The sequence below is a fragment of the Streptomyces panacea genome (genome assembly GCF_040560175.1).
GTDB classification, from domain to species: domain Bacteria; phylum Actinomycetota; class Actinomycetes; order Streptomycetales; family Streptomycetaceae; genus Streptomyces; species Streptomyces panacea.
Genome location: NZ_JARJHW010000040.1, coordinates 1 through 24,510, shown reverse-complemented (window position 1 = coordinate 24,510; position 24,510 = coordinate 1). Strand labels below are relative to the sequence as shown.

At 70.9% G+C, this 24,510-nt stretch carries 24 protein-coding genes; 15 read left to right on the top strand and 9 right to left on the bottom strand.

Annotated elements, in window-relative coordinates; genetic code table 11:
- Positions 1-3: 3 nt before the first annotated feature.
- Positions 4-1,767: a glycosyltransferase family 2 protein gene (locus P3L51_RS12765; RefSeq protein ID WP_354605274.1), complete on the bottom strand. Its 1,764-nt coding sequence runs from the start codon at positions 1,765-1,767 to the stop codon at positions 4-6.
- A gap of 85 nt (positions 1,768-1,852) precedes the next feature.
- Here P3L51_RS12765 and P3L51_RS12760 point away from each other — a divergent pair, with 85 nt between their 5' ends.
- On the top strand, positions 1,853-2,032 hold the full coding sequence (locus tag P3L51_RS12760; protein ID WP_354605273.1) for a hypothetical protein: 180 nt from the start codon (positions 1,853-1,855) through the stop codon (positions 2,030-2,032).
- A gap of 49 nt (positions 2,033-2,081) precedes the next feature.
- On the opposite strand, the gene P3L51_RS12755 is transcribed toward P3L51_RS12760, so the two are convergent.
- Positions 2,082-2,375 carry an MTH1187 family thiamine-binding protein gene (locus P3L51_RS12755; protein WP_354605272.1) on the bottom strand — a complete coding sequence of 98 codons (294 nt, stop codon included), beginning with the start codon at positions 2,373-2,375 and terminating at the stop codon, positions 2,082-2,084.
- Positions 2,372-2,716 carry a DUF3817 domain-containing protein gene (locus P3L51_RS12750; RefSeq protein ID WP_354605271.1) on the bottom strand — a complete coding sequence of 115 codons (345 nt, stop codon included), beginning with the start codon at positions 2,714-2,716 and terminating at the stop codon, positions 2,372-2,374. The genes P3L51_RS12755 and P3L51_RS12750 overlap by 4 nt, the downstream gene beginning before the upstream one ends.
- A gap of 174 nt (positions 2,717-2,890) precedes the next feature.
- Between P3L51_RS12750 and P3L51_RS12745 the strand changes: the two genes are divergently transcribed.
- The 4 genes from P3L51_RS12745 (at position 2,891) to P3L51_RS12730 (ending at position 5,534) form a co-directional block, all read left to right on the top strand.
- Positions 2,891-3,529 (top strand): AIM24 family protein, encoded by a 639-nt coding sequence (locus P3L51_RS12745; RefSeq protein WP_354605270.1) that lies wholly within the window; start codon positions 2,891-2,893, stop codon positions 3,527-3,529.
- On the top strand, positions 3,529-4,179 hold the full coding sequence (locus tag P3L51_RS12740) for an AIM24 family protein (RefSeq protein ID WP_354605269.1): 651 nt from the start codon (positions 3,529-3,531) through the stop codon (positions 4,177-4,179). Before P3L51_RS12745 ends, P3L51_RS12740 begins: the two co-directional genes overlap by 1 nt.
- A complete protein-coding gene (locus P3L51_RS12735) occupies positions 4,176-4,952 on the top strand; it encodes an AIM24 family protein (protein ID WP_354605268.1) in 777 nt (258 codons plus the stop codon). Before P3L51_RS12740 ends, P3L51_RS12735 begins: the two co-directional genes overlap by 4 nt.
- 105 nt (positions 4,953-5,057) lie before the next feature.
- Positions 5,058-5,534, top strand: coding sequence for a MarR family winged helix-turn-helix transcriptional regulator (locus P3L51_RS12730; RefSeq protein ID WP_354605267.1), 477 nt, complete (start codon positions 5,058-5,060; stop codon positions 5,532-5,534).
- On the opposite strand, the gene P3L51_RS12725 is transcribed toward P3L51_RS12730, so the two are convergent.
- On the bottom strand, positions 5,484-7,073 hold the full coding sequence (locus P3L51_RS12725; protein ID WP_354605266.1) for a sensor histidine kinase: 1,590 nt from the start codon (positions 7,071-7,073) through the stop codon (positions 5,484-5,486). The genes P3L51_RS12730 and P3L51_RS12725 overlap by 51 nt on opposite strands.
- Positions 7,070-7,732 carry a response regulator transcription factor gene (locus tag P3L51_RS12720; RefSeq protein ID WP_354605265.1) on the bottom strand — a complete coding sequence of 221 codons (663 nt, stop codon included), beginning with the start codon at positions 7,730-7,732 and terminating at the stop codon, positions 7,070-7,072. Before P3L51_RS12720 ends, P3L51_RS12725 begins: the two co-directional genes overlap by 4 nt.
- A gap of 114 nt (positions 7,733-7,846) precedes the next feature.
- On the opposite strand from P3L51_RS12720, the gene P3L51_RS12715 reads away from it, so the two are divergent.
- Positions 7,847-8,647, top strand: a complete 801-nt coding sequence (locus P3L51_RS12715; RefSeq protein WP_354605264.1) for a PepSY domain-containing protein — start codon at positions 7,847-7,849, stop codon at positions 8,645-8,647.
- A gap of 90 nt (positions 8,648-8,737) precedes the next feature.
- Here P3L51_RS12715 and meaB read toward each other — a convergent pair whose 3' ends face one another.
- Positions 8,738-9,697, bottom strand: a complete 960-nt coding sequence (gene meaB, locus P3L51_RS12710) for a methylmalonyl Co-A mutase-associated GTPase MeaB (protein ID WP_354605263.1) — start codon at positions 9,695-9,697, stop codon at positions 8,738-8,740.
- Between the two features lie 110 nt (positions 9,698-9,807).
- Positions 9,808-11,010 carry an acetyl-CoA C-acetyltransferase gene (locus P3L51_RS12705; protein ID WP_354605262.1) on the bottom strand — a complete coding sequence of 401 codons (1,203 nt, stop codon included), beginning with the start codon at positions 11,008-11,010 and terminating at the stop codon, positions 9,808-9,810.
- A gap of 141 nt (positions 11,011-11,151) precedes the next feature.
- On the opposite strand from P3L51_RS12705, the gene mce reads away from it, so the two are divergent.
- The 7 genes from mce (at position 11,152) to P3L51_RS12670 (ending at position 20,957) form a co-directional block, all read left to right on the top strand.
- Positions 11,152-11,589, top strand: coding sequence for a methylmalonyl-CoA epimerase (gene mce / locus P3L51_RS12700; RefSeq protein ID WP_354605261.1), 438 nt, complete (start codon positions 11,152-11,154; stop codon positions 11,587-11,589).
- Between the two features lie 160 nt (positions 11,590-11,749).
- On the top strand, positions 11,750-15,490 hold the full coding sequence (gene scy, locus P3L51_RS12695) for a polarized growth protein Scy (protein ID WP_354605260.1): 3,741 nt from the start codon (positions 11,750-11,752) through the stop codon (positions 15,488-15,490).
- Between the two features lie 277 nt (positions 15,491-15,767).
- The gene (locus tag P3L51_RS12690) at positions 15,768-16,706 is read left to right on the top strand and encodes a coiled-coil domain-containing protein (RefSeq protein ID WP_354605259.1); all 939 of its coding nucleotides are present in this window, start codon (positions 15,768-15,770) and stop codon (positions 16,704-16,706) included.
- A 187-nt stretch (positions 16,707-16,893) separates the two neighbouring features.
- Positions 16,894-17,880, top strand: a complete 987-nt coding sequence (locus tag P3L51_RS12685; RefSeq protein WP_354605258.1) for an ATP-binding cassette domain-containing protein — start codon at positions 16,894-16,896, stop codon at positions 17,878-17,880.
- 3 nt (positions 17,881-17,883) lie between these two features.
- Positions 17,884-18,663 (top strand): ABC transporter permease, encoded by a 780-nt coding sequence (locus P3L51_RS12680; RefSeq protein ID WP_354605257.1) that lies wholly within the window; start codon positions 17,884-17,886, stop codon positions 18,661-18,663.
- 198 nt (positions 18,664-18,861) lie between these two features.
- Entirely contained in the window at positions 18,862-20,115 is a 1,254-nt protein-coding gene (locus tag P3L51_RS12675; RefSeq protein ID WP_354605256.1) for an ABC transporter ATP-binding protein, read from the top strand.
- A complete protein-coding gene (locus P3L51_RS12670; protein WP_354605255.1) occupies positions 20,112-20,957 on the top strand; it encodes an ABC transporter permease subunit in 846 nt (281 codons plus the stop codon). Before P3L51_RS12675 ends, P3L51_RS12670 begins: the two co-directional genes overlap by 4 nt.
- 32 nt (positions 20,958-20,989) lie before the next feature.
- On the opposite strand, the gene P3L51_RS12665 is transcribed toward P3L51_RS12670, so the two are convergent.
- The gene (locus P3L51_RS12665) at positions 20,990-21,319 is read right to left on the bottom strand and encodes an Rv1322 family protein (RefSeq protein WP_354605254.1); all 330 of its coding nucleotides are present in this window, start codon (positions 21,317-21,319) and stop codon (positions 20,990-20,992) included.
- 210 nt (positions 21,320-21,529) lie between these two features.
- Between P3L51_RS12665 and P3L51_RS12660 the strand changes: the two genes are divergently transcribed.
- On the top strand, positions 21,530-22,558 hold the full coding sequence (locus tag P3L51_RS12660; protein WP_354605253.1) for an LLM class flavin-dependent oxidoreductase: 1,029 nt from the start codon (positions 21,530-21,532) through the stop codon (positions 22,556-22,558).
- A gap of 223 nt (positions 22,559-22,781) precedes the next feature.
- Here P3L51_RS12660 and P3L51_RS12655 read toward each other — a convergent pair whose 3' ends face one another.
- Positions 22,782-23,174 (bottom strand): SCO5389 family protein, encoded by a 393-nt coding sequence (locus tag P3L51_RS12655; protein ID WP_354605252.1) that lies wholly within the window; start codon positions 23,172-23,174, stop codon positions 22,782-22,784.
- A gap of 213 nt (positions 23,175-23,387) precedes the next feature.
- On the opposite strand from P3L51_RS12655, the gene nucS reads away from it, so the two are divergent.
- The gene (gene nucS, locus P3L51_RS12650; protein ID WP_354605251.1) at positions 23,388-24,059 is read left to right on the top strand and encodes an endonuclease NucS; all 672 of its coding nucleotides are present in this window, start codon (positions 23,388-23,390) and stop codon (positions 24,057-24,059) included.
- The last annotated feature ends 451 nt before the right edge of the window (positions 24,060-24,510 follow it).

Below are 24,510 nucleotides of genomic sequence, written 5' to 3'. Positions count from 1 at the left end.
GACTCAGTTCCCTCCTGTCGTCGTGGCGAGTGCCGGCTCCGGCTGCTCCGGACCGTCCTCGGTGGCCGGTACGGGGATCCGCGCCCCGTCGCGGCGCCCGCGCAGGGTGGTCCAGCTCCAGGCGGCGACCGGGGAGAGCGAGATGACCAGGGCCAGTACGGCCCAGGTGCGCATCGCGGCGTGGGTGTGGCCGAAGTACACGGAGGCCGCGAGTGACGTCGTCAGCACGGCGGCCCAGAACAGGTGCAGCCGGAATGTCAGGGGCCCGTCGGCGCTGGTCTCACCCCCTTTGGGGGTGACCACGAAGCGGCCCCTGGTGCGCAGCACCGCCGAGCCCAGCGACTTGAGGTAGATCGGCGCGCAGAGCGCCGACATGGCCATGCCGGCCAGCCCGCCGGAGCCGCGGGGTTCGTGCGGCGAGACGTTGTGGCGCCGGTTCCAGAGGTAGAGGCCGATCTGGCAGGCCGCGGCGTCGCTGTAGAGCATCAGCCAGAGCGAGGAGGACACCTGGGTGCCGGACGCGCCGAGCCAGAGGAACAGGACGCAGCTGAGGATGCCGAGGAACCAGTTGATCGCGGTCATCGGGTAGTAGACGAGCATCAGCGTGTAGCTGAGGAGCCGGCCGGGCGGCACCCGGAACAGCGCCTTGCCGTACTGCTTGATGATCGTCTCGTAGGTGCCGCGCGACCAGCGCAGCTGCTGGGTGAAGAAGTCGGTCCAGGAGGCGGGGCCCTCACCGACGGCGAGGACGTCGGGCGTGTAGACGGACCGCCAGTACCGTCCGGTCAGCGGATTCTTCCTGCGGTGCAGTTCGAAGCCGGTGGCCATGTCCTCGGTGATGGAGTCGTAGAGGCCGCCGACCTGTTTCAGGGCGGTGATGCGTACGGCGTTGTTGGTGCCGACGAACATGGGCGCGTGGTAGTGGTTGCCGGCCCGCTGGATCAGCGCGTGGAAGAGGAACTGCTGGGACTCGGCGGCCTTGGTGACCGCCCCGTCGTAGTTGCCGTACACCTGCGGTCCGACGACGAAGGCGACATCTGGGTCGCGGAAGAAGCCCAGCATCCTCTCCAGGAAGTTGGGCAGCGGCACGTGGTCGGTGTCGACGGAGGCGAAGAAGTCGTAGTCGTCGCCGTACATCGCGAGCCAGGCGTTGTAGTTGCCGTGCTTGGTCCGGGTCTTGTGGACGCCCTTCGCACGGTTCCACTCCGGTACGCCGAGGCGGCTGAAGTGACGGACCCCCAGCCCCCGGCAGAGCCGCCGGGCGGCCGGGTCGTCGCCCTCGTCGAGGAGCCAGATGTCGAGGGGGCCGCGGTGGCGCAGCCGTACGGCTCCTTCGAGGGTGGCCCGCAGCATGGTGAGCGGTTCCTTGCCGGGGACGTACGTGGTGAGGAAGGCGACGCGGGTGCCCACCTCGGCGACCACCGGGACCGGGTCCCTGGCGACCAGCGTCGCGTGGGCGATGGAGGCGACGTTGACCAGCATGAAGGAGGCGATGAGGCCGATCGAGACGAGCATCACGGTGTCGAAGGTGACCAGCCAGCGGGCGCCGCCCTCGCGTTCGGTCCAGTGCGTCGGCCAGATCAGATAGACCAGCAACACTCCGGAGAGGAGCGGGGCCATGACCATCAGCGCCACGGCTCGCACGCGGTGGGGCTCCTGCGCGAGAAGACTGCGGTACTCCACCCGGTAGGCGACCGTCAGGTCCGGCTCCGTCAGGGGACCGGCGAGAGCGCTGTGGGTGTCGTAGTCGTAGCCCTCCGGCCGCACGGTGCCTCCAGCAACTCCAACGATGTGGCGAGGTCGATATCCTCAGAAAAGTGGATATACCTCGGCGTGTCGACTGGGGTCGTCCGTGCGAGTGGCGGTAAGGGGCGCCGAAGCGGCGGCGGCCATTCCGGATCTGACGACGAATCCGGCGACCGTGACGGCGAGGCCGGGCAGCGCGGGCAGCGCGGGCAGCGCGGGCAGCGCGGGCAGCGCGGGCAGCGCGGGCGGACCCGAGACGGGTCCGCGCCCGCCCGCCCGGATCTGACGGCGGGGCAGAGCCGAAAGCGGTGCGGGCCGCCGGCGGCCCGCACGCGTCAGTCCGCGAGGTGCCTCTCCAGCGTCTCGACCTTCGAGTGGAGGCCGTCGGTGACCCCGGGCCGTACGTCGGCCTTCAGGACGAGCGAGACGCGCGGCGCACGCGCCTCGACGGCGGCGACCGCCCGCTTGACCACGTCCATCACCTCGTCCCACTCACCTTCCACGGAGGTGAACATGGCGTCGGTGTGGTTCGGCAGCCCGGACTCGCGTACGACGCGGACGGCGTCGGCGACGTACTCACCCACGTCCTCGCCCACCCCGAGCGGTGTGATGGAGAAGGCGACGATCATGCGCTGACCGTGCCCTCGCGGCGGGCGCGCGAGGCGATGACCTCGTCCTCGGCCTCACGCTTGAGCTTGCGCTCGGCGAAGAAACCGCCGGCCGGCAGGACCGACAGCACGAAGTAGAGGGCGGCGGTGCCCAGCGACCACCTGGTCCGCCTCCAGGCGTCCAGCCAGAAGATCACGTACAGGACGAAGAGCAGCCCGTGGATCGCGCCCATCACCGGGACGGCGTTGAAGTCCGTCGTGCGCTTGAGCACGGAGCAGACGAGCAGCAGCAGGAACGACACGGCCTCCGGCGCCGATACCAGGCGGAGACGGTGGAGGGATGAGGCGGTCTTGATGTCCACGAGGCAGGCACCTTCGTCGTCGGGGGGCGTCGTGATCGTCGCCGGGAATCACCGCGGCCGTCGCGTGCGGGAGCACCGCGCGCGTGATCATCTTGTGAACGCGTGCACAAGCGACGTCCCATTGTGGCACCAGGCTTTGCCCGCTTTTTATCCGGGTCCGGATATCTTCTGCCTGTGGCTCAGTTCCGACTCCAAGGCAGCAAGGTGCTCGCCGTCGACATGGCGGGCGACTCCGTGCGGGCGAAGAACGGCTCGATGGTCGCCTACGACGGCCGGATGGCGTTCAAGAAGTTGTCCGGTGGCGGTGAGGGCATCCGGGGCATGGTCACCCGGCGCCTCACCGGCGAACAGATGGTCATGATGGAGGTGAAGGGCGAGGGCACCTGCTTCTTCGCGGACCGCGCCAGCGAGATCAGTCTCGTCTCGCTGCACGGCGACAAGCTGTATGTGGAGGCGAGCAACCTCCTGTGCACGGACGGCGGTCTGCGCACCGGCACCAGCTTCACCGGGCTGCGCGGCGGCGCGAGCGGCAACGGTCTGTTCACGACGACCGTCGAGGGCACGGGCCTGGCGGCGATCATGTCGGACGGCGCGGCCGTGGTGCTGCGGGTGACACCCCAGTACCCGCTCTCCGTCGACCCCGGCGCGTACGTGGCCCACCAGGGCAACCTCCAGCAGCACCTCCAGTCCGGGGTGAACTTCCGGACCATCATGGGCGAGGGCGGCGGCGAGGCCTTCCAGATGCGCTTCGAGGGCGACGGGCTCGTGTACGTACAGCCGAGCGAGCGCAACACCGTCGGGGGCGAGGTCTGATGCCGTTCCGGGAGATCAACTCGAAGGTGGTCGAGGCGACGGTGGCGCCCGGCCAGAAGATGTTCAGCCAGCGCGGCGCGATGCTCGCCTACCGGGGCGACGTCACCTTCACGCCGAACATGGCGGGCGGCCAGGGCGGCCTGATGTCGATGATCGGCCGGCGCGTGGCGGGCGAGGCGACCCCGCTGATGACCGTGGAGGGCAGTGGCACCGTGATGTTCGGCCACGGCGGCCATCACATCCAGGTGATCGGACTCACCGGGGACACGTTGTACGTGGAGGCGGACCGGCTGCTCGCCTTCGACGGTTCGCTGGAGCAGGGCACGATGTTCATGGGCGCGCAGGGCGGCGTGATGGGCATGGTGCGCGGCCAGGTGACCGGCCAGGGTCTGTTCACCACGACGCTCAAGGGCCACGGCGCGGTCGCCGTGATGGCGCACGGCGGGATCATCGAGCTGCCGATCGGCCAGGGCCGTACGGTCCATGTCGACCCGCAGGCCTATGTCGCCCACCACGGCGACGTACGGAACAAGCTCTCCACCGCCGTCGGCTGGCGGGACATGGTGGGCCGGGGCTCGGGCGAGGCGTTCCAGCTGGAGCTGAGCGGCAACGGTGCGGTGTACGTCCAGGCGTCCGAGGAGAAGCTGTGAGCGCGCCCGTGATTCACGACCCGACGACGCTGCCGAGCGACGACAACGTCAACGCGTACACCTTCTGTGTGGAGCTGAAGGGGAGCCAGTGGTTCCTCCAGAAGGGCAAGATGATCGCCTACTACGGGCGGATCGACTTCAACGGGATCGGCCACGGCCGGCTCGACCGGCTGGTGCGCACCAGCTTCCACTCGCCGCTGCACGCGGCCGACTGGGTGGTGGCGGAGGGCAGCGGCAAGATGCTGCTCGCCGACCGTGCCTTCGACGTCAACTCCTTCGACCTGGAGAACGGCAATCTGACCGTCCGTTCCGGGAATCTGCTGGCGTACGAGCCGTCCCTGGCGCTCAAGCAGTCGATCGTGCCGGGCTTCCTGACCCTGATCGGTACGGGGAAGTTCGTGGCCGCTTCGAACGGTCCGGTGGTCTTCATGGAGCCCCCGATCCGGGTGGATCCGCAGGCGCTGGTGGGCTGGGCGGACTGCCCGTCGCCGTGCCACCACTACGACCACGCCTATATGACCGGGGTGATGGGCGGGCTGCGGGCGATGAGCGGGCTCGGCGGGTCGTCGGGCGAGGAGCATCAGTTCGAGTTCGTCGGAGCGGGGACGGTGCTGCTCCAGTCGAGCGAGGCGCTGATGGCCGAGACGGCGCGCGGCGTGGTGCCGAACGAACCCGGCGTACCGGGCGGCGGCGGACAGCCCGCGGGACAGCCGGGCGGGGTACCTCGGATGCCGGGACAGCTGGGGGACCTCCAGCGCCGCTTCGGGCTGTGAGCGGTAGTCTGCGGAGTGTGACCTCGAACGTGTGCGCCTTTCCTGTGCCCGGGGTCACACTCGCCGACTTCGTCCAATTTTCAACTTCTTAGGTAGAATTCATATATGGAGACCGAGACGGCCACCCCCTGGCTGAGCGACGCGGAGCAGTGCACCTGGCGCACCCATCTGGATGTCAGCAGGCTGCTGATGCACCAGTTGGAGAAGGACCTCCAGCCGTTCGGGCTGACCAACAACGACTACGAGATCCTGGTCAACCTCTCCGAGGCCGAGGACAGGCGCCTGCGGATGAGTGACCTCGCCGCCGCCACGCTCCAGTCCAAGAGCCGTCTCTCGCACCAGATCACCCGGCTGGAGACCGCCGGCATGGTCCGCCGCGAGAACTGCGAGTCCGACCGCCGCGGCCTCTTCGCCGTCCTCACCGATCAGGGCATGGAGACGATGCAGAAGGTCGCCCCGCACCACGTCGCCTCCGTACGGAAGCACTTCTTCGACCTGCTGCCGCCCGAGGCGCTCGCCGCGCTGAGCCGGTCACTCACGCCGGTCGCCGAGCACCTGCGCGGACACCGCGCCAAGAGCTGACGCACCGGCCGGGACCGGCCTGTCCGGGTCCCGCCCGGCGGCGGGCAGGCGCAGCTCGAACAGCGCGCCGCCCGCCTCGGCCCGGCCGACGTCCAGCGTGCCGCCGTGCCGGTGTGCCACGTCGCGGGCGATCGCGAGGCCGAGACCCGCGCCGCCGTCGTCCCTGCTGCGGGCGTCGTCGAGCCGTACGAACCGCTCGAAGATCCGCTCCCGCTCCGCGTCCGGCACCCCTGCCCCGTCGTCGGAGACCGCGAGCACCACCTGGCCGCCGTCGCGGCGCACCGTGGCCCGTACCTCCCCCGCCGCGTGCCGCTGCGCGTTGTCCAGCAGATTGCCCAGCACTCGCGCCAACTGACCGCGCGAGCCGGCCACTTCGGCGCTGCCCCGGACGTCCGGCGTCACCGGGATCCGGTCGGTCGACCGCTGCGAGACCTCCTCACGTACCAGCGCCGCCAGATCCAGCCGCGTACGCCCGGCCTGCTCCCCCGCGTCCAGCCGGGCGAGCAGCAACAGGTCGGCGGCGAGCTGCTGGAGCCGTACGGTGTCGGCCACCGCGCCCGGCACGTCCAGCAACTCCGGGTGCGCCTCGCCCACTTCGAGCTGGGTTCGGAGCGAGGCGATCGGACTGCGCAGCTCGTGCGAGGCGTCGGCGACGAAGCGCCGCTGGCGATCGACGGAGGCTTCGAGCGCGGTGAGCGTCTCGTTGGTCGTACGGGCCAGCCTGGCGACCTCGTCGTGGGTGTCCGGCTCGGGCACCCGCCTGGTCAGGTCCTCGGAGGCGGTGATGGCTGCCATCTCGCGCCGGATGCCCTCCACGGGCCGCAGCGCGCGCCGGGTGACCAGCCAGGTCACGCCGCCGACGACGACCAGCAGGGCGGGCACGCCGATGGCCATCGCGATGGTGGCGGCGCCGACGGCGCTCTGCCGCGGGTCGAGCGAGGAGCCCGCGTGGACGGTGTACGGGCCGCCGGCGACGCCGGTGACCCGGCGGGTGGAGAAGCGGTAGTCCACGGTCCGGCCGTCGACGGTCACGCTTGCGTCGCGGTGGTCCTCGGCCGGGGAGAACGTTCCGTCGGCCGGGGCGCCGGGGGCCGGACCGTCGTCGTCGCTGTCGTCCCCGCTGTCGTCGTCACCGCCGCTGTCGTCATCGTCGTCGTCGCCGGTCGGGGTGGGCGTCGGCGTCGGAGCGGGGGTCGGCGCCGTCGTGGACGGGGGCGACGCGGGACGCACGGCGGACACCCCGGTGCCGGTGATCTTCTCGATGCCCTCGCTCGCGGCGACCAGCCGGCCTCTCGCGTCGGTCACCTGGGTCGGATGTTCGTCGCTGTCCGGCAGCTCCAGCTTGCCGAGGGGCACCTGGTTCGCAAGCCGCTGGGCGACCTCGTTGGAGAACTGGTCGGCCTGCCGTTCCGCCTGGTCGGTCAGGTTCGAGCGCAGCGCGAACAGCAGGGCGAACGCGGCGGCCACCAGCGCCACGGCCACCACGGCGGTCGCGGCGAGCGCGGCCCGGGACCGTACGGAGGAGAAGGGGCGTCTCATACGGCCACCAGCCGGTACCCGGCGCCGCGCACCGTCTGGATCGTCGTGGCGCCGAGTTTGCGGCGCAGCGCGCTGATGTAGACCTCGATGATGTTGGGGTCGCCGTCGTACGCGAAGTCCCAGACGTGCTCCAGGATCTCGGGCTTGCCGACGATCTGCCCCGCCCTGATCGCGAGTTGTTCGAGGACCGCGAACTCCTTGGCGGTGAGCGTGACTTCGGTGTCCGCGCGGTGGACACGGCGGGTCGCGGTGTCGACGGTGAGGGTGCCGATGCGCAGGACGGGCGAGGCTCCGGCGGAACCCCTGCGACGCAGCAGCGCCTTGACCCGTGCGACGAGCACGATGTACGAGAACGGCTTGGTCAGATAGTCGTCGGCGCCGGTGTCCAGGCCCTCGGCCTCGTCGTACTCACCGTCCTTGGCCGTCAGCATCAGGATCGGTACGTCGTTGCCGGCGGCGCGCAGGGCGGCGCAGACGCGGTAGCCGTTCATGCCGGGCAGCATGATGTCGAGCACGATCAGGTCGTACGCGCCCTCACCCGCCAGATGCAGCCCTTCGAGGCCGTCGTGCACGACGTCCACGGCGAAGCCCTCCGCCCGCAGGCCCCTGGCCAGGGACACCGCGAGCCGCTTCTCGTCCTCAACAATCAACAGGCGCATGAGCACAGCCTCCCAAAACGAACCTGAAGAAAGCTTCAGGTGGCTTCAGGCTGCCTTCAGCTTCCCTCAGCCAGATTGAGGTCAAGCGAAACGGCCCGACGGGGAGGAACCCTCATGAAGCGCAATCTTGTCATCGCCGCCATCACCGCCGCAGCTCTGATCGGCGGGGGCACGTACACCGCGGTCGCCATGGGAGCCACCGACACCGGCGCGGACACCGCGCCGAAGACGGTCTCATCGGCGTCACTGGTGAACGGTGCGGGCGCCGGGAAGGACGACCGCGACGACGACAGGGATGACCGAGGCAACGGCGAGGACGACTTCAACACCCCGGCGGCGGGCCCGAAGGTCACCGCCGAGCAGGCCGCGGCGGCGGCACTGAAGAAGCACCCGGGCAAGGTGGAGTCCGTCGACCTGGACGACGACGGTGACGACGACGGCGGCTCGTCCGCCGGGCGCCACTGGGAGGTCGACATCATCGGCCAGGACGGCACGTCGTACGAGCTGCGGGTCGACTCCTCGACCGGCGCGGTCCGCGCGGACAACGACGACGACGACCGTGACGACGACGACCGCCGGGAGCGTGCCGCGGTGCGCGGCGCCGAGGTGGACGCCCGGGGAGCGGCGGCTGCGGCGCTGAAGAAGCACCCCGGCGCCGTGACGTCGATCGACGCGGACGACGACGACCGCAAGGCCGACCACTGGGAGGTGACGGTGCGGGGCGACGACGGCCGTTCGCACGCGGTGACGGTCGACATGTCGTCCGGCGCGGTGGCGGCGGACCGCGACGACGACGGTGACGACCGGGACGACCGCGCGGACGACCGCGACAACGAGAACGACGACCACGGTGACGACGGCCGGGACGACGACGGTCACGACGACCGCGGTGACGACGACGGCGACGACGACTGACATCTCCCGTACGGCACCTGACGCCGGCGGCGTCGCCCGGAACGGCCGGTGGCAGAGGAGATTCCGCTCCTCCGCCACCGGCTTCTCGCGTCAGCCGCCCGTCAGGCCCGCCACCAGTTCGTCCGCCGCCGCGTACGGGTCCAGTTCGCCCGCGACGATCCGCCGCGCCAGAGCGCCCAGGCGCCGGTCGCCGCGCAGGTCGTCGATGCGTTCGCGGAGCGCCGTGACGGCGATGGTCTCCACCTCGCGGGCCGCGCGCCGCGCGCGCCGTTCGGTGAGGACGCCGTGCTTCTCCAGCCACGCGCGGTGCTTCTCCAGCGCGTCGACGACCTCGTCGATGCCCTCGTTCCGCGCCGCCACGGTCTTGACGATCGGTGGGCGCCAGTCCGCGGGGCCGCGGGCCTCGCCGAGGCCGAGCATGTGGTTCAGCTCGCGGGCGGTCGCGTCGGCGCCGTCCCGGTCCGCCTTGTTGACGACGTAGATGTCACCGATCTCCAGGATCCCGGCCTTGGCCGCCTGGATACCGTCCCCCATACCGGGGGCGAGCAGCACCACCGAGGTGTCCGCCTGCGAGGCGATCTCCACCTCCGACTGCCCGACCCCGACGGTCTCCACCAGGATCACGTCGCAGCCGGCCGCGTCGAGCACCCGGATCGCCTGCGGCGCCGACCAGGCGAGCCCGCCGAGATGGCCGCGGGTCGCCATGGAGCGGATGTAGACGCCGGGGTCCGACGCGTGGTCGGACATCCGGACCCGGTCGCCCAGCAGCGCTCCCCCGGAGAAGGGGGACGACGGGTCGACGGCCAGCACGCCGACCCGCTTGCCCGCCTTCCGGTACGCGGACACCAGCGCGGACGTCGATGTCGACTTGCCGACACCGGGCGAGCCGGTGAGCCCGACGACGTACGCGCCGCCCGCCAGGGGCGCCAACGCGGCCATCACCTCGCGCAGTTGCGGCGACGCCCCTTCGACCAGTGAGATCAGCCGGGCCACGGCCCTGGGCCGGCCCTCCCGTGCCTGGGCCACCAGCTGGGGGACGTCCACCGTCATCCGTACCGCGCTCCGTTCCTGGTTGCTGGGGGTGGGAATGAGGGATCTGGGCCGTGTCTTCAAAGTCCCGCCTGCCCTGCCGGCGGACGGCGCTACTTCGAGGACACGACCTAGACCCTCGGCACCCGTACGATCAGCGCGTCGCCCTGCCCGCCGCCGCCGCACAGCGCCGCCGCGCCGACCCCGCCGCCGCGCCGCCGCAGTTCGAGCGCCAGGTGCAGCACCAGCCGGGCGCCGGACATACCGATCGGGTGGCCCAGCGCGATGGCACCGCCGTTCACGTTCACCCTTTCAGGGGACACACCCAGCTCCTTGGTCGACTGGACGGCGACCGCGGCGAAGGCCTCGTTCATCTCGATCAGGTCCAGGTCCTCGACCCCGATGCCCTCCTTCCGCAGGGCGTGCCTGATCGCGTTGGCCGGCTGCGACTGGAGCGAGTTGTCCGGCCCCGCCACATTGCCGTGCGCGCCGATCTCCGCGATCCACTCCAGGCCCAGCTCCAGCGCCTTGGCCTTGCTCATGACCACCACCGCCGCCGCGCCGTCGGAGATCTGCGACGAGGAGCCCGCCGTGATCGTGCCGTCCTTGGCGAAGGCGGGGCGCAGCCGGCCCAGGGACTCGACGGTGGTCTCGGGGCGGATGCCCTCGTCCTGGTCGAAGATCACCGGGTCGCCCTTGCGCTGCGGGATCTCGACGGGCGTGATCTCGGCCTGGAAGACACCGTTCTTCTGCGCGGCGGCGGCCCGCTGGTGGGACTGTGCCGCCACCTCGTCCTGCTCCGGCCTGGCGATGGCGAGGCGGGTGTTGTGCTTCTCCGTGGAGGCGCCCATCGCGATGGACTCGAAGGGGTCGGTCAGACCGTCGTGCGCCATCGCGTCCAGCATCTCGATCGCGCCGTACTTGTAACCCTCACGGGACTTCGGCAGCAGATGCGGCGCGTTGGTCATGGACTCCTGGCCGCCGGCGACCACGATGTCGAACTCGCCCGCGCGGATCAGCTGGTCGGCCAGCGCGATGGCGTCGAGGCCGGAGAGGCAGACCTTGTTGATCGTCAGCGCCGGGACGTTCATCGGGATGCCGGCCTTGACGGCGGCCTGGCGCGCCGGGATCTGCCCCGCCCCGGCCTGGAGCACCTGCCCCATGATCACGTACTGCACCTGCTCGCCGGTGACGCCGGCCCGCTCCAGCGCGGCCTTGATGGCGAAGCCGCCGAGGTCGGCACCGGAGAAGGACTTCAGCGATCCGAGCAGCCTGCCCATGGGCGTACGGGCACCGGCGACGACGACGGAAGTGGTGGTGTTCGAATCCGGCATGAGATGCGACCCCTTTGCCTGAGGATTGAGGGTTAACGAGGGTTCACCAAATGTACTGAGCGCACAGGTCCCGGGTCACCCGGCCGCGAGTGTGACAGCGCGCACGTTGCGTAACCGGGCCGCAGGCGCTGCACTATGCGGATGCTGACGCGAATCGACCACATCGGAATCGCCTGCCACGATCTCGACGCGACCGTCGAGTTCTACCGGGCCACCTACGGCTTCGAGGTGTTCCACACCGAGATCAACGAGGAGCAGGGCGTACGGGAGGCCATGCTCAAGATCAACGAGACCTCCGACGGCGGGGCCTCCTACCTCCAACTGCTCGAACCGACCCGCGAGGACTCGGCCGTGGGCAAGTGGCTGGCCAAGAACGGCGAGGGCGTGCACCACATCGCCTTCGGCACCGCCGACGTCGACGGCGACTCGGAGGCCATCCGTGAGAAGGGTGTGCGGGTTCTGTACGACGAGCCGCGCACCGGCTCGATGGGCTCCCGCATCACGTTTCTGCACCCCAAGGACTGCCACGGCGTCCTGACGGAACTCGTCACCTCCGCCGCGAAGCCTTCGGAGCACTGACCCGAACGATTCCCGGCCCGGTAGAGTGGGCCGCTCCGGGCCGGGGCCGGGTCGGGGCGGCGCCTCGACCGATGATCTGTCACCATTCCCCGGGGGGCCGTTCGCCCGTCGGGCGGTACCTATTGCAGAGTTGCGACCAGGGGACGGATGGGACCGCGCAGTGCGGGGCTACGAACGCCAGGAGAGCCACCGAGCTGACGACGACCACCTTTCGCGGTTCGAAGCCGAGATGGATCGGCTGAAGACCGCGCGGGAGAAGGCCGTCCAGCACGCCGAGGACCTCGGTTACCAGGTCGAAGTGCTGCGCGCGAAACTCCACGAGGCGCGCCGCAGTCTCGCGTCCCGGCCCTCCTACGACAACGCCGACCTCGGCTATCAGGCCGAGCAGATGCTCCGCAACGCGCAGATCCAGGCCGACCAGCTGCGCACCGACGCCGAACGCGAGCTGCGCGACGCCCGCGCGCAGACGCAGCGCATCCTCCAGGAGCACGCCGAGCACCAGGCCAGGCTCCAGGCCGAGCTGCACGCCGAGGCCGTCCAGCGCCGCCAGCGGCTCGACCAGGAGCTGGCCGAGCGCCGCCAGACCGTCGAGTCGCACGTCAACGAGAACGTCGCCTGGGCCGAGCAGTTGCGCGGCCGTACGGAGACGCAGGCCCGCAGACTGCTGGACGAGTCGCGCGCCGAGGCCGAGAAGTCCCTGTCCGCCGCGCGCGCCGAGGCCACCCGGGTCGCCGAGGAGGCCCGCCGCCGGCTGGGCGCCGAGTCCGAGACCGCCCGCGCCGAGGCCGAGGCGATTCTGCAGCGCGCCCGCAAGGACGCCGAGCGGCTGCTCAACGCCGCCTCCACGCAGGCGCAGGAGGCTACCAGCCACGCCGAGCAGCTCCGTACGACGACCACGGCCGAGTCCGACCTGGCGCGCCGGCAGGCCGGTGAGCTGAGCCGGTCGGCCGACCAGCGCATACAGGAGGCGGACGAGCGGCTGCGCGAGGCCCGCGCCGAGTCCGAGAAGCTCGTCACCGAGGCCAAGGAGACCGCGGTCAAGCGGCTGGCCGGCGCCGAGACCCAGTACGAGCAGCGCACCCGTACCGCCAAGTCCGAGATCGCCCGGCTCGTCGGCGAGGCGACGAAGGAGTCGGAGGCGCTGAAGGCGGAGGCCGAGCAGGCGCTCGCCGACGCCCGCGCCACGTCCGAGAAGATGGTCACCGAGGCCGCCGAGAAGGCCCGTACGGCCGCCGCGGAGGACTCCGCGGCCCAGTTGGCCAAGGCGGCCCGTTCGGCCGAGGAGGTCCTCACCAAGGCGTCCGACGACGCCAGGGCGACCACCCGTGCCGCGAGCGAGGAGGCCGAGCGGATCCGCCGCGAGGCCGACGCCGAGGCGGACCGGCTGCGCGGCGAGGCGGCCGAGCAGGCCGACCAGCTCAAGGGCGCGGCCAAGGACGACACCAAGGAGTACCGCGCCAAGACGGTCGAGCTCCAGGAGGAGGCGCGCCGGCTGCGCGGCGAGGCGGAGACCCTGCGGTCCGAGGCCGTCGCCGAGGGCGAGCGCATCCGCGGCGAGGCGCGCCGTGAGGCCGTCCAGCAGATCGAGGAGGCGGCCAGCACCGCCGAGGAGCTGCTGACGAAGTCCCGCGCGGACGCCGACGAGATGCGCGCCAGCGCGTCCTCGGACAGCGAGCGCGTCCGTACGGAGGCCATCGAGCGCGCCACGACGCTGCGCAAGCAGGCCGAGGAGACGCTGGAGCGCACCCGCGCCGAGGCCGACCGGCTGCGCGCCGAGGGCGAGGAGCAGGCCGAGGCGACGAAGGCCGCCGCCGAGCAGGCCGCGGTCGAGCTGCGCGCGGAGACCGAGCGGGGTGTCGAGGCCCGTAAGGACGAGGCGTCCGACGAGCTGACCCGACTGCACACCGAGGCCGAACAGCGCCTGAGCGGCGCGGGGTCGGCGCTGACCGACGCGCGCGCCGAGAGCGAGCGGATCCGCCGCGAGGCCGCCGAGGAGACGGAGCGGCTGCGCGCGGAGGCCGCCGAGCGGCTGCGCACGCTCCAGGCCCAGGCCGAGCAGGAGGCCGAGCGGCTGCGGGACGAGGCGGCCGAGGACGCCGGCCGCTCCCGCGCGGAGGGCGAGTCGACCGCCGTACGGCTGCGGGACGAGGCCGCCCAGGAGGCCGAGCGGATCAAGTCCGAGGCCCAGGAGAGCGCGGACCGGCTGCGCGCCGAGGCCGCCGCCGCGGCCGAGCGCGTGGGGGCCGAGGCCGCCGAGGCGCTGGACGCCGCGCGGGAGGAGGCGGCCCGCCGCCGGCGTGAGGCCGAGGAGCTGCTGGCTTCGGCCCGTTCGGAGGCGGACCAGGAGCGCGAGCGGGCCCGCGAGCAGAGCGAGGACCTGCTGGCGTCGGCCCGTAAGCGGGTCGACGAGGCGCAGACCGAGGCGGCGCGGCTGGTCGAGGAGGCCGATTTCCGCGCCACGGAGATGGTCTCGGCCGCCGAGCAGACGGCGCAGCAGGTACGGGACGCGGTCGCCGGGCTGCACGACCAGGCCGAGCAGGAGATCGCCGGACTGCGCTCCGCCGCCGAGCATGCCGCGGAACGTACGAGGTCGGAGGCGCAGGAGGAGGCGGACCGGGTCCGCTCCGACGCGTACGCCGAGCGCGAGCGCGCCGCTGAGGACGCGACACGGCTGCGAACCCGCGCCCAGGAGGAGACGGACGCCGCCCAGGCGCTGGCCGAGGGCACCGTGGGCGAGGCCGTCACCGAGGCGGAGCGGCTGCGCGCGGAGAGCTCCGACTACGCGCAGCGCGTACGGACCGAGGCGTCGGACTCGCTGGCCGCCGCCGAGCAGGACGCGGCCCGCGCCCGCCAGGAGGCGCGCGACGACGCCAACCGCATCCGGGGCGACGCCGCGGAGCAGGCGGACCGGCTCATCGGCGAGGCGTCGAACGAGTCGGAGCGCATGCGCGCCGAGGCCGCCGAGACCGTCAACTCGGCCCAGCGGGCGGCCGAACGGCTCCGCACGGAGGCCGCGCAGATCAGGTCGGACGCCGAGGTCATGGCCGAACGGACCGTCAGCGAGGCCATCACGGAGTCGGACCGGCTGCTCGACGACGCGCGTGCGAGCGCCGCCAAGCGCCGTGCCGACGCGGCCGAGCAGGCCGACCAGCTCATCAACAAGGCCCAGGAGGAGGCGTTGCGCGCCGCCACCGAGGCCGAGGCGCAGGCCGACACGATGGTGGGCGCCGCGCGCTCCGAGGCCGCGCGCATCACGTCGGACGCGACGGTCGAGGGCAACTCCCTGGTGGAGAAGGCCCGTACGGACGCCGACGAACTGCTCGTCGGCGCGCGCCGGGACTCCACGGCCATCCGCGAGCGCACCGAGGAGTTGCGGGCGCGGGTCGAGGGCGAGATCGACCAGCTCCACGACCGGGCGCGCCGCGAGACGGCCGAGCAGATGAAGAACGCGGGCGAACGCGTCGACAAGCTGGTCAAGGCGGCCACCGAACAGCAGGTGGAGGCCGAGCAGAAGGCCAAGTCCCTGGTGGCGGACGCCGGTTCGGAAGCGAGCAAGGTCCGGATCGCGGCGGTGAAGAAGGCCGAGGCGCTGCTGAAGGAAGCGGAGCAGAAGAAGGCCGACCTGACCCGCGAGGGCGAGAAGCTGCGGGCCGACGCCGAGGCGGAGGCCACCCGCACCGTCGAGGAGGGGAGACGTGAACTCGATGTCCTGGTACGCAGGCGCGAGGACATCCAGACCGAGATCTCCCGTGTCCAGGACGTGTTGGAAGCGTTGGAATCCTTTGAAACACCTGCCGCGAGTGGCAAGACGGGTTCAGGTGGCGGCGCCGGCGGGGGTAGCGTCAAGGCGGGTGCGGCAGCGGGTGTTACCCGTTCGGGTGGCAAGCCGTCCGACAGCTAGGTCCTGTCGTGTGGAACAGGCCGGATCAATGAGCGAGGTCTGGTGCGTGCGATCGCGAAGGCGGAGGAGGGAGGCATGTCGGAACCATGCCGACCGACGACAACGCGGAGAGCGTGCGTGCCGGGGCACGCGAGCCCGGCAAGTTCCACACGACAGGCCCTTACCACTCAAAAGGCTGGACATTCTCCAGATCAAACCGGCATCCGCTCGATGACACGCCGCTTCGGCCCCTAGGATTCCCCCTATCACCTCACCGGTCTCATTCGACAGGAACCCCATGAGCGACACTTCCTCCCCATTCGGCTTCGAGCTCGTGCGGCGTGGTTACGACCGCGGTCAGGTGGATGACCGCATTACCAAACTCGTCGCCGACCGTGACAGCGCTCTCGCACGGATCACCGCACTGGAAAAGCGCATCGAGGAGCTCCACCTCGAAACGCAGAACGCTCAGGCCCAGGTCTCCGACGCGGAGCCGTCGTACGCCGGCCTGGGAGCGCGTGTTGAGAAGATTCTCCGCCTCGCCGAGGAGGAGGCGAAGGACCTGCGTGAAGAGGCCCGTCGCGCGGCCGAGCAGCACCGTGAGCTCGCCGAGTCGGCGGCCCAGCAGGTGCGCAACGACGCCGAGGCGTTCTCCGCCGAGCGCAAGGCGAAGGCCGAGGACGAGGGCGTCCGCATCGTCGAGAAGGCGAAGGGCGAGGCCTCGACCCTGCGTTCCGAGGCGCAGAAGGACGCGCAGCAGAAGCGCGAGGAGGCGGACGCGCTCTTCGAGGAGACCCGCGCCAAGGCCGCCCAGGCCGCTGCGGACTTCGAGACGAATCTCGCCAAGCGGCGTGAGCAGTCCGAGCGTGACCTGGCCTCGCGTCAGGCGAAGGCCGAGAAGCGCCTGGCGGAGATCGAGCACCGCGCCGAGCAGCTGCGTCTGGAGGCGGAGAAGCTCCGTACGGACGCGGAGCGTCGCGCCCGTCAGACGGTGGAGACCGCGCAGCGCCAGGCCGAGGACATCGTGGCCGACGCGAACGCCAAGGCCGACCGGATCCGCAGCGAATCGGAGCGCGAGCTGGCGGCGCTCACCAACCGCCGCGACTCGATCAACGCCCAGCTGACCAACGTCCGCGAGATGCTGGCCACGCTGACCGGTGCGGCCGTCGCCGCGGCGGGTACGCCCGCCGAGGACGAGCCGATCTCCCGCGGGGTCCCGGCGCAGCAGTCGCGCTAGGTCGTGGCTTCGAAGTAGCGCCGTCCGCCCGCGAGCCCGGCAAGATCCGAACGACAGGCCCTGGGTCAGCCCGGGAGCTGGACGGCCGATGTACGGCTGATAGACGGATCCGTTCCGTAAGTAACGATCGTGCAAGCCCCCCGCCAGTGGAGTGGCGGGGGGCTTTGCGCGCCCATAGGTTGTCCGCATGATCGAGGTCGAAGGGCTCACCAAACGTTTCGGGAAGAAGATCGCGGTCGACCACCTCTCCTTCCAGGTCCGGCCAGGGGTGGTGACGGGTTTTCTGGGACCCAACGGAGCCGGCAAGTCGACGACGATGCGGATGATGCTCGACCTGGACATCCCGACCGGTGGATCGGTCCGGATCGACGGGAAGCACTACCGGGAGCTCTCGGAGCCGGTGAAGTACATCGGCGCGCTGCTCGACGCGAAGGCGATGCACGGCGGGCGGAGCGCGTACAACAACCTCCTGTGTCTGGCCCAGAGCAATCGCATCCCGGTGAGCCGGGTCAACGAGGTCCTGGACACCGTCGGTCTGACCGCCGTGGCCAAACAGAAGTCGAAAGGCTTCTCACTTGGTATGGGCCAACGGCTGGGAATCGCGGCGGCGCTGCTCGGTGATCCCGAGATCCTGATGTTCGACGAGCCGGTGAATGGTCTGGACCCCGAGGGCATTCACTGGATTCGCAACCTGATGAAAGCCCTCGCGGGCCAGGGCCGGACGATCTTCGTCTCCAGCCATCTGATGAGTGAAATGGCGCTGACCGCCGATCACTTGATCGTGATCGGTCAGGGGAAACTCCTGGCGAACACCTCGATGGCCGATTTCATCCAGGAGAACTCACGCAGTTTCGTACGGCTCCGCTCCCCGCAGCGGGAGCAGATGCGCGACGCGCTGCACGAGGGCGGTCTCTCCGTCGTGGAGGCGGCCGACGGCACGCTGGAGATCGACGGCTCCACCGCCGAGGAGATCGGCGACCTGGCCGCCCGGCACCAGCTCACGCTGCATGAGCTGAGCTCCCAACGCGCCTCGCTGGAAGAGGCGTTCATGCAGATGACGGCCGAGTCGGTCGAGTACCACGCCCATTCCGGCGGCGACGGTGTGGCCCCGGCGGCCAACACGGCCCCGGGTCCCCGGTGGGGACAGCACGACAACCAGGGCAAGGGAGCCTGACCCATGGCATCGGTACCAGCGGTCCTCCAGTCCGAGTGGACCAAGATCCGTACGGTCTCCTCCACGATCTGGACCCTCGCCGTCGCGTTCCTCGTGACCGTGGCGATGGGCTTCGGTCTCTCCCTGCTGTTCAGCTCCACGTTCGACGATCTGTCGGACGCCGAGCGCGTCACCTTCGACCCGACGTTCGTGAGCTTCTCCGGGATGATCCTCGGTCAGCTGGCGATGGTGGTCTTCGGCGTCCTGGTCGTCGGCTCGGAGTACAGCTCGGGCATGATCCGCACCTCGCTCGCCGCCGTACCGCAGCGGGGCACGTTCCTCTTCAGCAAGCTCCTGGTCGCCGGGGCGCTGGCCCTGGGGGTCGGGATGGTCACGGGCTTCGTCTCGTTCTTCCTCGGCCAGGCGGCGCTCGGCGACCACGGGACGACCATCGGTGAGCCGGACGTGCTGCGCGCGGTCATCGGCAGCGGTCTCTACATGGGGCTGATCGCGCTGTTCTCGATGGGCGTCGCGACGATGCTGCGCAGCTCGATGCTGTCGCTCGGCATCCTGATGCCGTTCTTCTTCCTCGTCTCGCAGATCCTCGCCTCCGTACCGAAGGCGAAGGAGGTCGCCAAGTACTTCCCCGACCAGGCGGGCTCCAAGATCATGCAGGTGGTTCCCGACGCGCTGAACTCGACGCCGGCTCCGTACAGTCCCTGGCAGGGCATGGGGATCATGGTGCTGTGGGTCGCCGCCGCGCTGGCCGGCGGCTACCTCGTGCTGAAGAAGCGCGACGCGTAGGCGCTGTCGCCGCACGCCCCGCCCCCGGAAACCCGGTCGCCGCAAGCCCTGTCCCGAGAACCTCGTCGCCGCCGCTCCGTCGTGACGACTTGGCCGGAACCGTCAAGGCCCGGATATCCTCCTAACTCTAACGGGGGCCTTCGGCCGGGAGCGGCCACTGCCCCGACCACCTGACTGAACTGTCGATGGGGCTGGAGAATGATCGAGGCAGTCGGCCTGACGAAGCGCTACGGCGCCAAGACGGCCGTGTACAACCTTTCCTTCCAGGTGAGGCCCGGTACCGTCACCGGGTTCCTGGGCCCCAACGGTTCGGGCAAGTCGACGACGATGCGGATGATCCTCGGTCTCGACCGGCCGACCTCCGGTCATGTGACCGTCGGCGGCCATCCTTTCCGCGAGCTTCCCAACGCGCCCCGCCAGGTCGGCGCGCTGCTCGACGCCAAGGCGGTGCACGGCGGGCGCAGCGCGCGCAACCACCTGCTGTCGCTCGCGCAGCTCTCCGGTATCCCGGCGGCCCGGGTCGACGAGGTACTGGGCGTGGTGGGCCTCCAGGACGTGGCACGGCGGCGTTCCAACGGCTACTCCCTCGGCATGGGCCAGCGGCTCGGCATCGCCGCCGCGCTGCTCGGCGACCCGCAGGTGCTGCTCTTCGACGAGCCGGTGAACGGGCTCGACCCCGAGGGCATCCTCTGGGTCCGCAATCTGATGAAGCAGCTGGCGGCCGAGGGCCGTACGGTCTTCGTCTCCTCGCACCTGATGAGCGAGATGGCCGTGACCGCCGAGCACCTGATCGTCATCGGGCGCGGGCAGCTCCTCTCCGACATGAGCGTCAGGGACTTCATCTCGCACAACTCGGCGGACTTCGCGCGGATCCGTCCCGCGCAGACCGATCCCGGGGCCCGCGAGAAGCTGGTCGCCGCGCTCGGCGAGGCGGGCGGCCAGGTGCTGTCCGAGCCGGACGGCGCGCTGCGGGTCACCGGGCTGCCGCTGCCCCGCATCAGCGATCTGGCGCACGAGTCGGACGTACGGCTCTGGGAGCTGTCCCCGCACCAGGCGTCGCTGGAGGAGGCGTACATGCGGCTGACGCAGGGTGCCGTGGACTACCGCTCGACGGCCGATCAACTCGCCGGTTTCGAGCCGCCCCCGCAGCAGGGCTACACCGTGCAGCTGTACGAGCCGCCGGTCGTGCCCGACGTGCCGACGCGGGGCTGGTACCCGCCGCCGCCGCCCGGGGAGAACCCGTACGCGACGGACGCGCCGACGGACACACCGGCGGTCGCGCCCGCGACGCCCGCGGTGCCCGCGAATCCGTCCGTGCCCGCGAAGCCCGCACCCGCACCCGCGACCGCCGCCGACCTCATCAAGCTCACCACGAGCGAGAGCGACGCGAAGCCCGCCGCGACCGGGACAGGGACCCCGAGCGCGACCGACACCACCGAGGACGTCCGATGACCGCCCCGAACGAGCAGCAGGCCCCGATCTGGCAGGGCGGGCAGCCCCTCGGGTCGTACACCTCGCCGATCCCGGTCCGCCCGGCCACCCTCGGTGACGCGGTGGCCTCGGAGTGGACCAAGATCCGTTCCGTCCGCTCGACCATGTGGACGCTCGGCGTCATGATCGTCCTGATGCTGGGCCTCGGCGTGCTCGTGGCCTGGACCGTCTCTCTCACGGAGACCTCTCTCAATGAGGAGTCGGCGCTGCCGCTGGGCTTCTTCGGCGTACTGCTGGGCTCGATCTGTGTGATCACCCTGGGGGTGCTGACCATCGCGTCCGAGTACGGCACGGGCATGATCCGCACCACCCTGACCGCCTGCCCCAGCCGGGGCCGGGTGCTGGCGGCGAAGTCGATCGTCTTCTTCCTGCTCGTCCTGACGATCACGACGGTGACCGCGGCGCTGGTGGGCGGGATCCAGGTCGCGCTGCTGGACGGCCGCGCGCCCACGGGCGAGGAGTGGCTGCGGGCCACGATCGGTGTCGGCCTCTTCATGGGGCTGCTGGGCCTACTGGCGCTGGCCGTCGGCGCGCTCATCCGGCACTCGGCGGGCGCGATCACCATCATGATCGGGGTGATGCTGCTGCCGCTGGTGCTGGCGATGTTCATGTTCTCGTCGTCGCTGGTGGACGTGCAGCAGGCCCTGTTCGAGTACTCGATCCCGAGCCAGATCGCGGTGCTCTACGACGCGTCGATGACCGGTTCCGGGCCGAGCGGGTGGGACCCGCTGCTGATCGGGACGGGTGTCACGGCCGTGGTGTTGGCCCTCGCCTTCCTCGCGCTCGACCGGCGTGACGTGTAAGGGCGGTTGGGGCGGGCGCTGACGCGCCCGGCTCAGAACTTCGGGGCGTTACGGGACCGCTGCACCCGCGAGGCGCGGCGGTCCTTCGCGTTCCAGCACGCCTTGTGCCAGTGCCGCCGGTCGTCCACGCCGCCGTACTCCGGCCACGCCACCACGTGCGGCACACCCGAGGGGATCTCCTGGTCGCAGCCGGGGCAGCGGTACCGCTTGCCCCCGGCGCTCGCGCCGGCGACGGCCCGCACCGCCCACTCCTCGCCCTGCCATGACTCGGTCCGCTGGAAGCCCCCGTACCGTTGCGACGCCTCTCCGGCGTGGTCGGTCGGGGTCTCGCCGCCTCGGGGGCGGTTGCGGCGCGGGGACACATGACACCTCACGGGGCTGACAGCACGGTTCCCTCCAGCGTACGGGCCGCTCCCCCGGTGGCACGCCCGAGCGGCGCAGGACCGAGGGCACCCTCACGGCGCAGTTAGCGGACAATCGCAACAACTTCCGCCGCGCCCGTGCCCATGGCACGTGTCAGACGTTAATGCCAGCAGGGGGGAGCCGCGTCAGCCGCAAGGAGGCAGAAGGCGATGCGAGTTGGAGCTTTTGTACTGGCGGCCCAGTTCCCGGGCCAGGGCCAGGGGGAAGCACTGCACAGAGCGGTGCGCACGGCTGAGGTCGCCGAGGAGTCCGGACTGGACTCGGTCTGGCTGGCCGAGCACCACTTCGTGCCGTACGGCACCTGCCCGTCGGCGGTGACGCTGGCCGGCCTGCTGCTGGGACGCACCCGGCGCATACGGGTGGGTACGGCGGTCAGCGTGTTGCCGAACGTACATCCGGTGGCGCTCGGCGAGCAGGCGGCGCTGCTGCACCTGCTCTCCGGCGGGCGCTTCTCGCTCGGCGTGGGCCGGGGCGGGCCGTGGGTCGACCTGGAGGTCTTCGGGTCGGGTCTCCAGGCGTACGAACGGGACTTCCCCGAGTCGCTCGACCTGCTGCTGCGCTGGCTGCGCGAACCGCGGGTGTCGGCGGACGGCGAGCGCTACCGGTTCCGTGAAGTCCCCGTCGTACCACGGCCCAACGAGTTGATCGACGGCGCCGGCGGACCCGAGGTGGTCGTGGCGTGCACGTCCGCGAAGAGCGTGCGGCTGGCCGCCGAGCGGGGACTGCCGATGCTGCTGGGGATGCACTGCGGGGACGAGGAGAAGGCCGAGATGGTGGCCCTCTGGCGTACCCACGCCATCGCCGCCGGCCACCCGCCCGACGAGGCCGACGGCGCGGCGCACGTATCGGCGGGGGTGGCGCAGATCGCCGACGGCCGTACGGAGGCGACCGAGACGCTGGTGAAGGCCATGCCGGGCTGGCTGAGGCAGGGGCTCGGCGCCCATGTGACGGTGGACGGCAGGCAGAGGTCGATGCGCGATCCCGTCGCGTACACGGAGCTGCTGTGCGGTCTGCATCCGGTGGGGCCTCCCCGGCTCGCCGCCGACCGTCTGGCGGCCACCGCGGAACGAACCGGGATCACACGCTTCGCGCTGCTCGTCGAGGGCTCCGGGGACCTGGCGGCCACGGAGGAGAACGTACGGAGGATGGGGGCCGAGGTGCTGCCGCAGCTGCGCTGAGGCGGACGGCGGTGCGGGCGCCGTCCTCACGTGGAGCCGCGCGCGGGGCGGCATCACGCCGTGGCCTCACGGCATCGGCGGCCGGCGTCGGCGGCACGGCGTCGAACTCACGCCGGACGCCGGACGGGGTCCCCGCCCCGCGAGACCCGGGCCGGGCGAGATCGGGCCGGTCGTCCGGCGGATCCCTGAGTCGGCCCAGGAATCCGCCGACAGACCGAAGCCGTCAGCAGTCCCGGAGCTCCGGGGACTGGTTGAGCAACTGCCCCCTGATGGAAGTGAAACGGGCGAGCCTCTCGTCGACCGAGGGGTCCAGCGGGAACACCGCGACCCGGTGACAGTTCTGGAATGCCAGACGCACTCCGAAGTGGCGCTGAAGCGCACCGCGGATCGCGTCACTGGCGAGCGCGCGCAGCAGCTGGCCACGCGCCTGCTCGTCCGGCGGCGGCGTCTGGTTGTCGGCGAACTCTCCGCCGTCCACCTTCAGCTGAGCCGCCAAGGAGCTGATCATCTCCCACGCGAAAGGCAGGGAGGTCCGGACGCAGTCGACGAATTCGGCTTCGTCGACCTCGCCTCGCTCGGCCTGCTCCAACAGTGCCGGTGAGACGTCGAGCGACATGGGTTCTCCTCTCGCGACCCCACCAAAATGGGGCCTTACGGGCAGGGAAGGGGGAGACGACGACGCAGCGTGCACGACCGGCGACCTCCTGCATCCACGTTATGCGCGCTGTCCGGACCGCACCAGGCGAATGGGAACACAACCGGCCACAAACGAACGGGGCTTGAGGGGCGAATCGCGGCGAACGTCGACAGTCGAGTAGCGTTGCGGACCATGCGTCTCGTCATCGCCCGCTGCTCCGTCGACTACGCGGGCCGGCTCACCGCCCACCTGCCCACCGCCCCCCGTCTGATCCTGGTCAAAGCTGACGGGAGCGTGTCGATCCACGCGGACGACAGGGCATACAAACCGCTCAACTGGATGTCTCCGCCCTGCACCCTCAAAGAGGGCACCGGCGACGATGTCGGAGTATGGACGGTCGTGAACAAAGCGGGCGAGAAACTGATCATCACGATGGAGGAGATCCTCCACGACTCGTCACATGAACTCGGGGTCGATCCGGGCCTGATCAAGGATGGCGTGGAAGCACACCTCCAGGAGCTCCTCGCCGACCGCATCGAGACACTGGGCGACGGCTACAGCCTGATCCGCCGCGAGTACCCCACCGCGATCGGCCCGGTGGACATCCTCTGCCGCGACGCGGACGGCGCGACGGTTGCGATCGAGATCAAACGCCGCGGCGACATAGACGGCGTGGAGCAACTGACCCGCTACCTCGACCTGTTGAACCGCGACCCCCATCTCTCCCCGGTCCGCGGCCTGTTCGCGGCCCAGGAGATCAAGCCCCAGGCCCGCGTACTGGCGACGGACCGCGGCATCGGATGCGTGGTGCTGGACTACAACGCGCTGCGGGGCATCGAGGACGACAAACTGCGGCTGTTCTGAGGGCCCACCGACGCGCCCGCGCCCGCGCTCGCGGAGTCAGCGGGCGCTGCGGGCGTCCGGCACACCCCGGGCCCGGTGACGGCCAACGACACGATCGGCGCCGGGGGTTGGGGCCTCGGTGCTGAGCGCCCGCGCCGCCGGGGCGCTGATCGCCACCGGGGTGATGCCGAAGCGGACGGTACGGCGGCCGATGGCGCCGGCCCTGTCCCTGATGCCCCTGCCGCCGTCCCACTGATCCTGCCGGGGACGGCGACGGTACGGGCGGCGCTCTGGTGGCGGTCGCCGTGCCGCTGCCCCCGCTGTCGCCGTCACAGCGGGGTTCCGGACCGGCCGATGAGCCCCGGTCCGCGGCGAGGACCCGTCAGATCACCGACGGGGACGGGGACGGGTCCGGGGAGTCCGACCAGGACCCGGACGGGGACGCCGACGTCGGGTCGGCCGGGATGCCCAC

Bases quoted from the DNA above. Each gene is read 5' to 3' on its own strand.
- P3L51_RS12690 (WP_354605259.1), top strand. From the start codon at position 15,768: ATGAGCGACACTTCCTCCCCATTCGGCTTCGAGCTCGTGCGGCGTGGT.
- P3L51_RS12680 (WP_354605257.1), top strand. From the start codon at position 17,884: ATGGCATCGGTACCAGCGGTCCTCCAGTCCGAGTGGACCAAGATCCGT.
- P3L51_RS12660 (WP_354605253.1), top strand. From the start codon at position 21,530: ATGCGAGTTGGAGCTTTTGTACTGGCGGCCCAGTTCCCGGGCCAGGGC.
- P3L51_RS12720 (WP_354605265.1), bottom strand. From the start codon at position 7,732: ATGCGCCTGTTGATTGTTGAGGACGAGAAGCGGCTCGCGGTGTCCCTG.
- P3L51_RS12740 (WP_354605269.1), top strand. From the start codon at position 3,529: ATGCCGTTCCGGGAGATCAACTCGAAGGTGGTCGAGGCGACGGTGGCG.
- P3L51_RS12685 (WP_354605258.1), top strand. From the start codon at position 16,894: ATGATCGAGGTCGAAGGGCTCACCAAACGTTTCGGGAAGAAGATCGCG.
- P3L51_RS12715 (WP_354605264.1), top strand. From the start codon at position 7,847: ATGAAGCGCAATCTTGTCATCGCCGCCATCACCGCCGCAGCTCTGATC.
- P3L51_RS12655 (WP_354605252.1), bottom strand. From the start codon at position 23,174: ATGTCGCTCGACGTCTCACCGGCACTGTTGGAGCAGGCCGAGCGAGGC.
- P3L51_RS12705 (WP_354605262.1), bottom strand. From the start codon at position 11,010: ATGCCGGATTCGAACACCACCACTTCCGTCGTCGTCGCCGGTGCCCGT.
- meaB (WP_354605263.1), bottom strand. From the start codon at position 9,697: ATGACGGTGGACGTCCCCCAGCTGGTGGCCCAGGCACGGGAGGGCCGG.
- P3L51_RS12670 (WP_354605255.1), top strand. From the start codon at position 20,112: ATGACCGCCCCGAACGAGCAGCAGGCCCCGATCTGGCAGGGCGGGCAG.
- mce (WP_354605261.1), top strand. From the start codon at position 11,152: ATGCTGACGCGAATCGACCACATCGGAATCGCCTGCCACGATCTCGAC.
- P3L51_RS12725 (WP_354605266.1), bottom strand. From the start codon at position 7,073: ATGAGACGCCCCTTCTCCTCCGTACGGTCCCGGGCCGCGCTCGCCGCG.
- P3L51_RS12730 (WP_354605267.1), top strand. From the start codon at position 5,058: ATGGAGACCGAGACGGCCACCCCCTGGCTGAGCGACGCGGAGCAGTGC.
- P3L51_RS12755 (WP_354605272.1), bottom strand. From the start codon at position 2,375: ATGATCGTCGCCTTCTCCATCACACCGCTCGGGGTGGGCGAGGACGTG.
- P3L51_RS12675 (WP_354605256.1), top strand. From the start codon at position 18,862: ATGATCGAGGCAGTCGGCCTGACGAAGCGCTACGGCGCCAAGACGGCC.
- nucS (WP_354605251.1), top strand. From the start codon at position 23,388: ATGCGTCTCGTCATCGCCCGCTGCTCCGTCGACTACGCGGGCCGGCTC.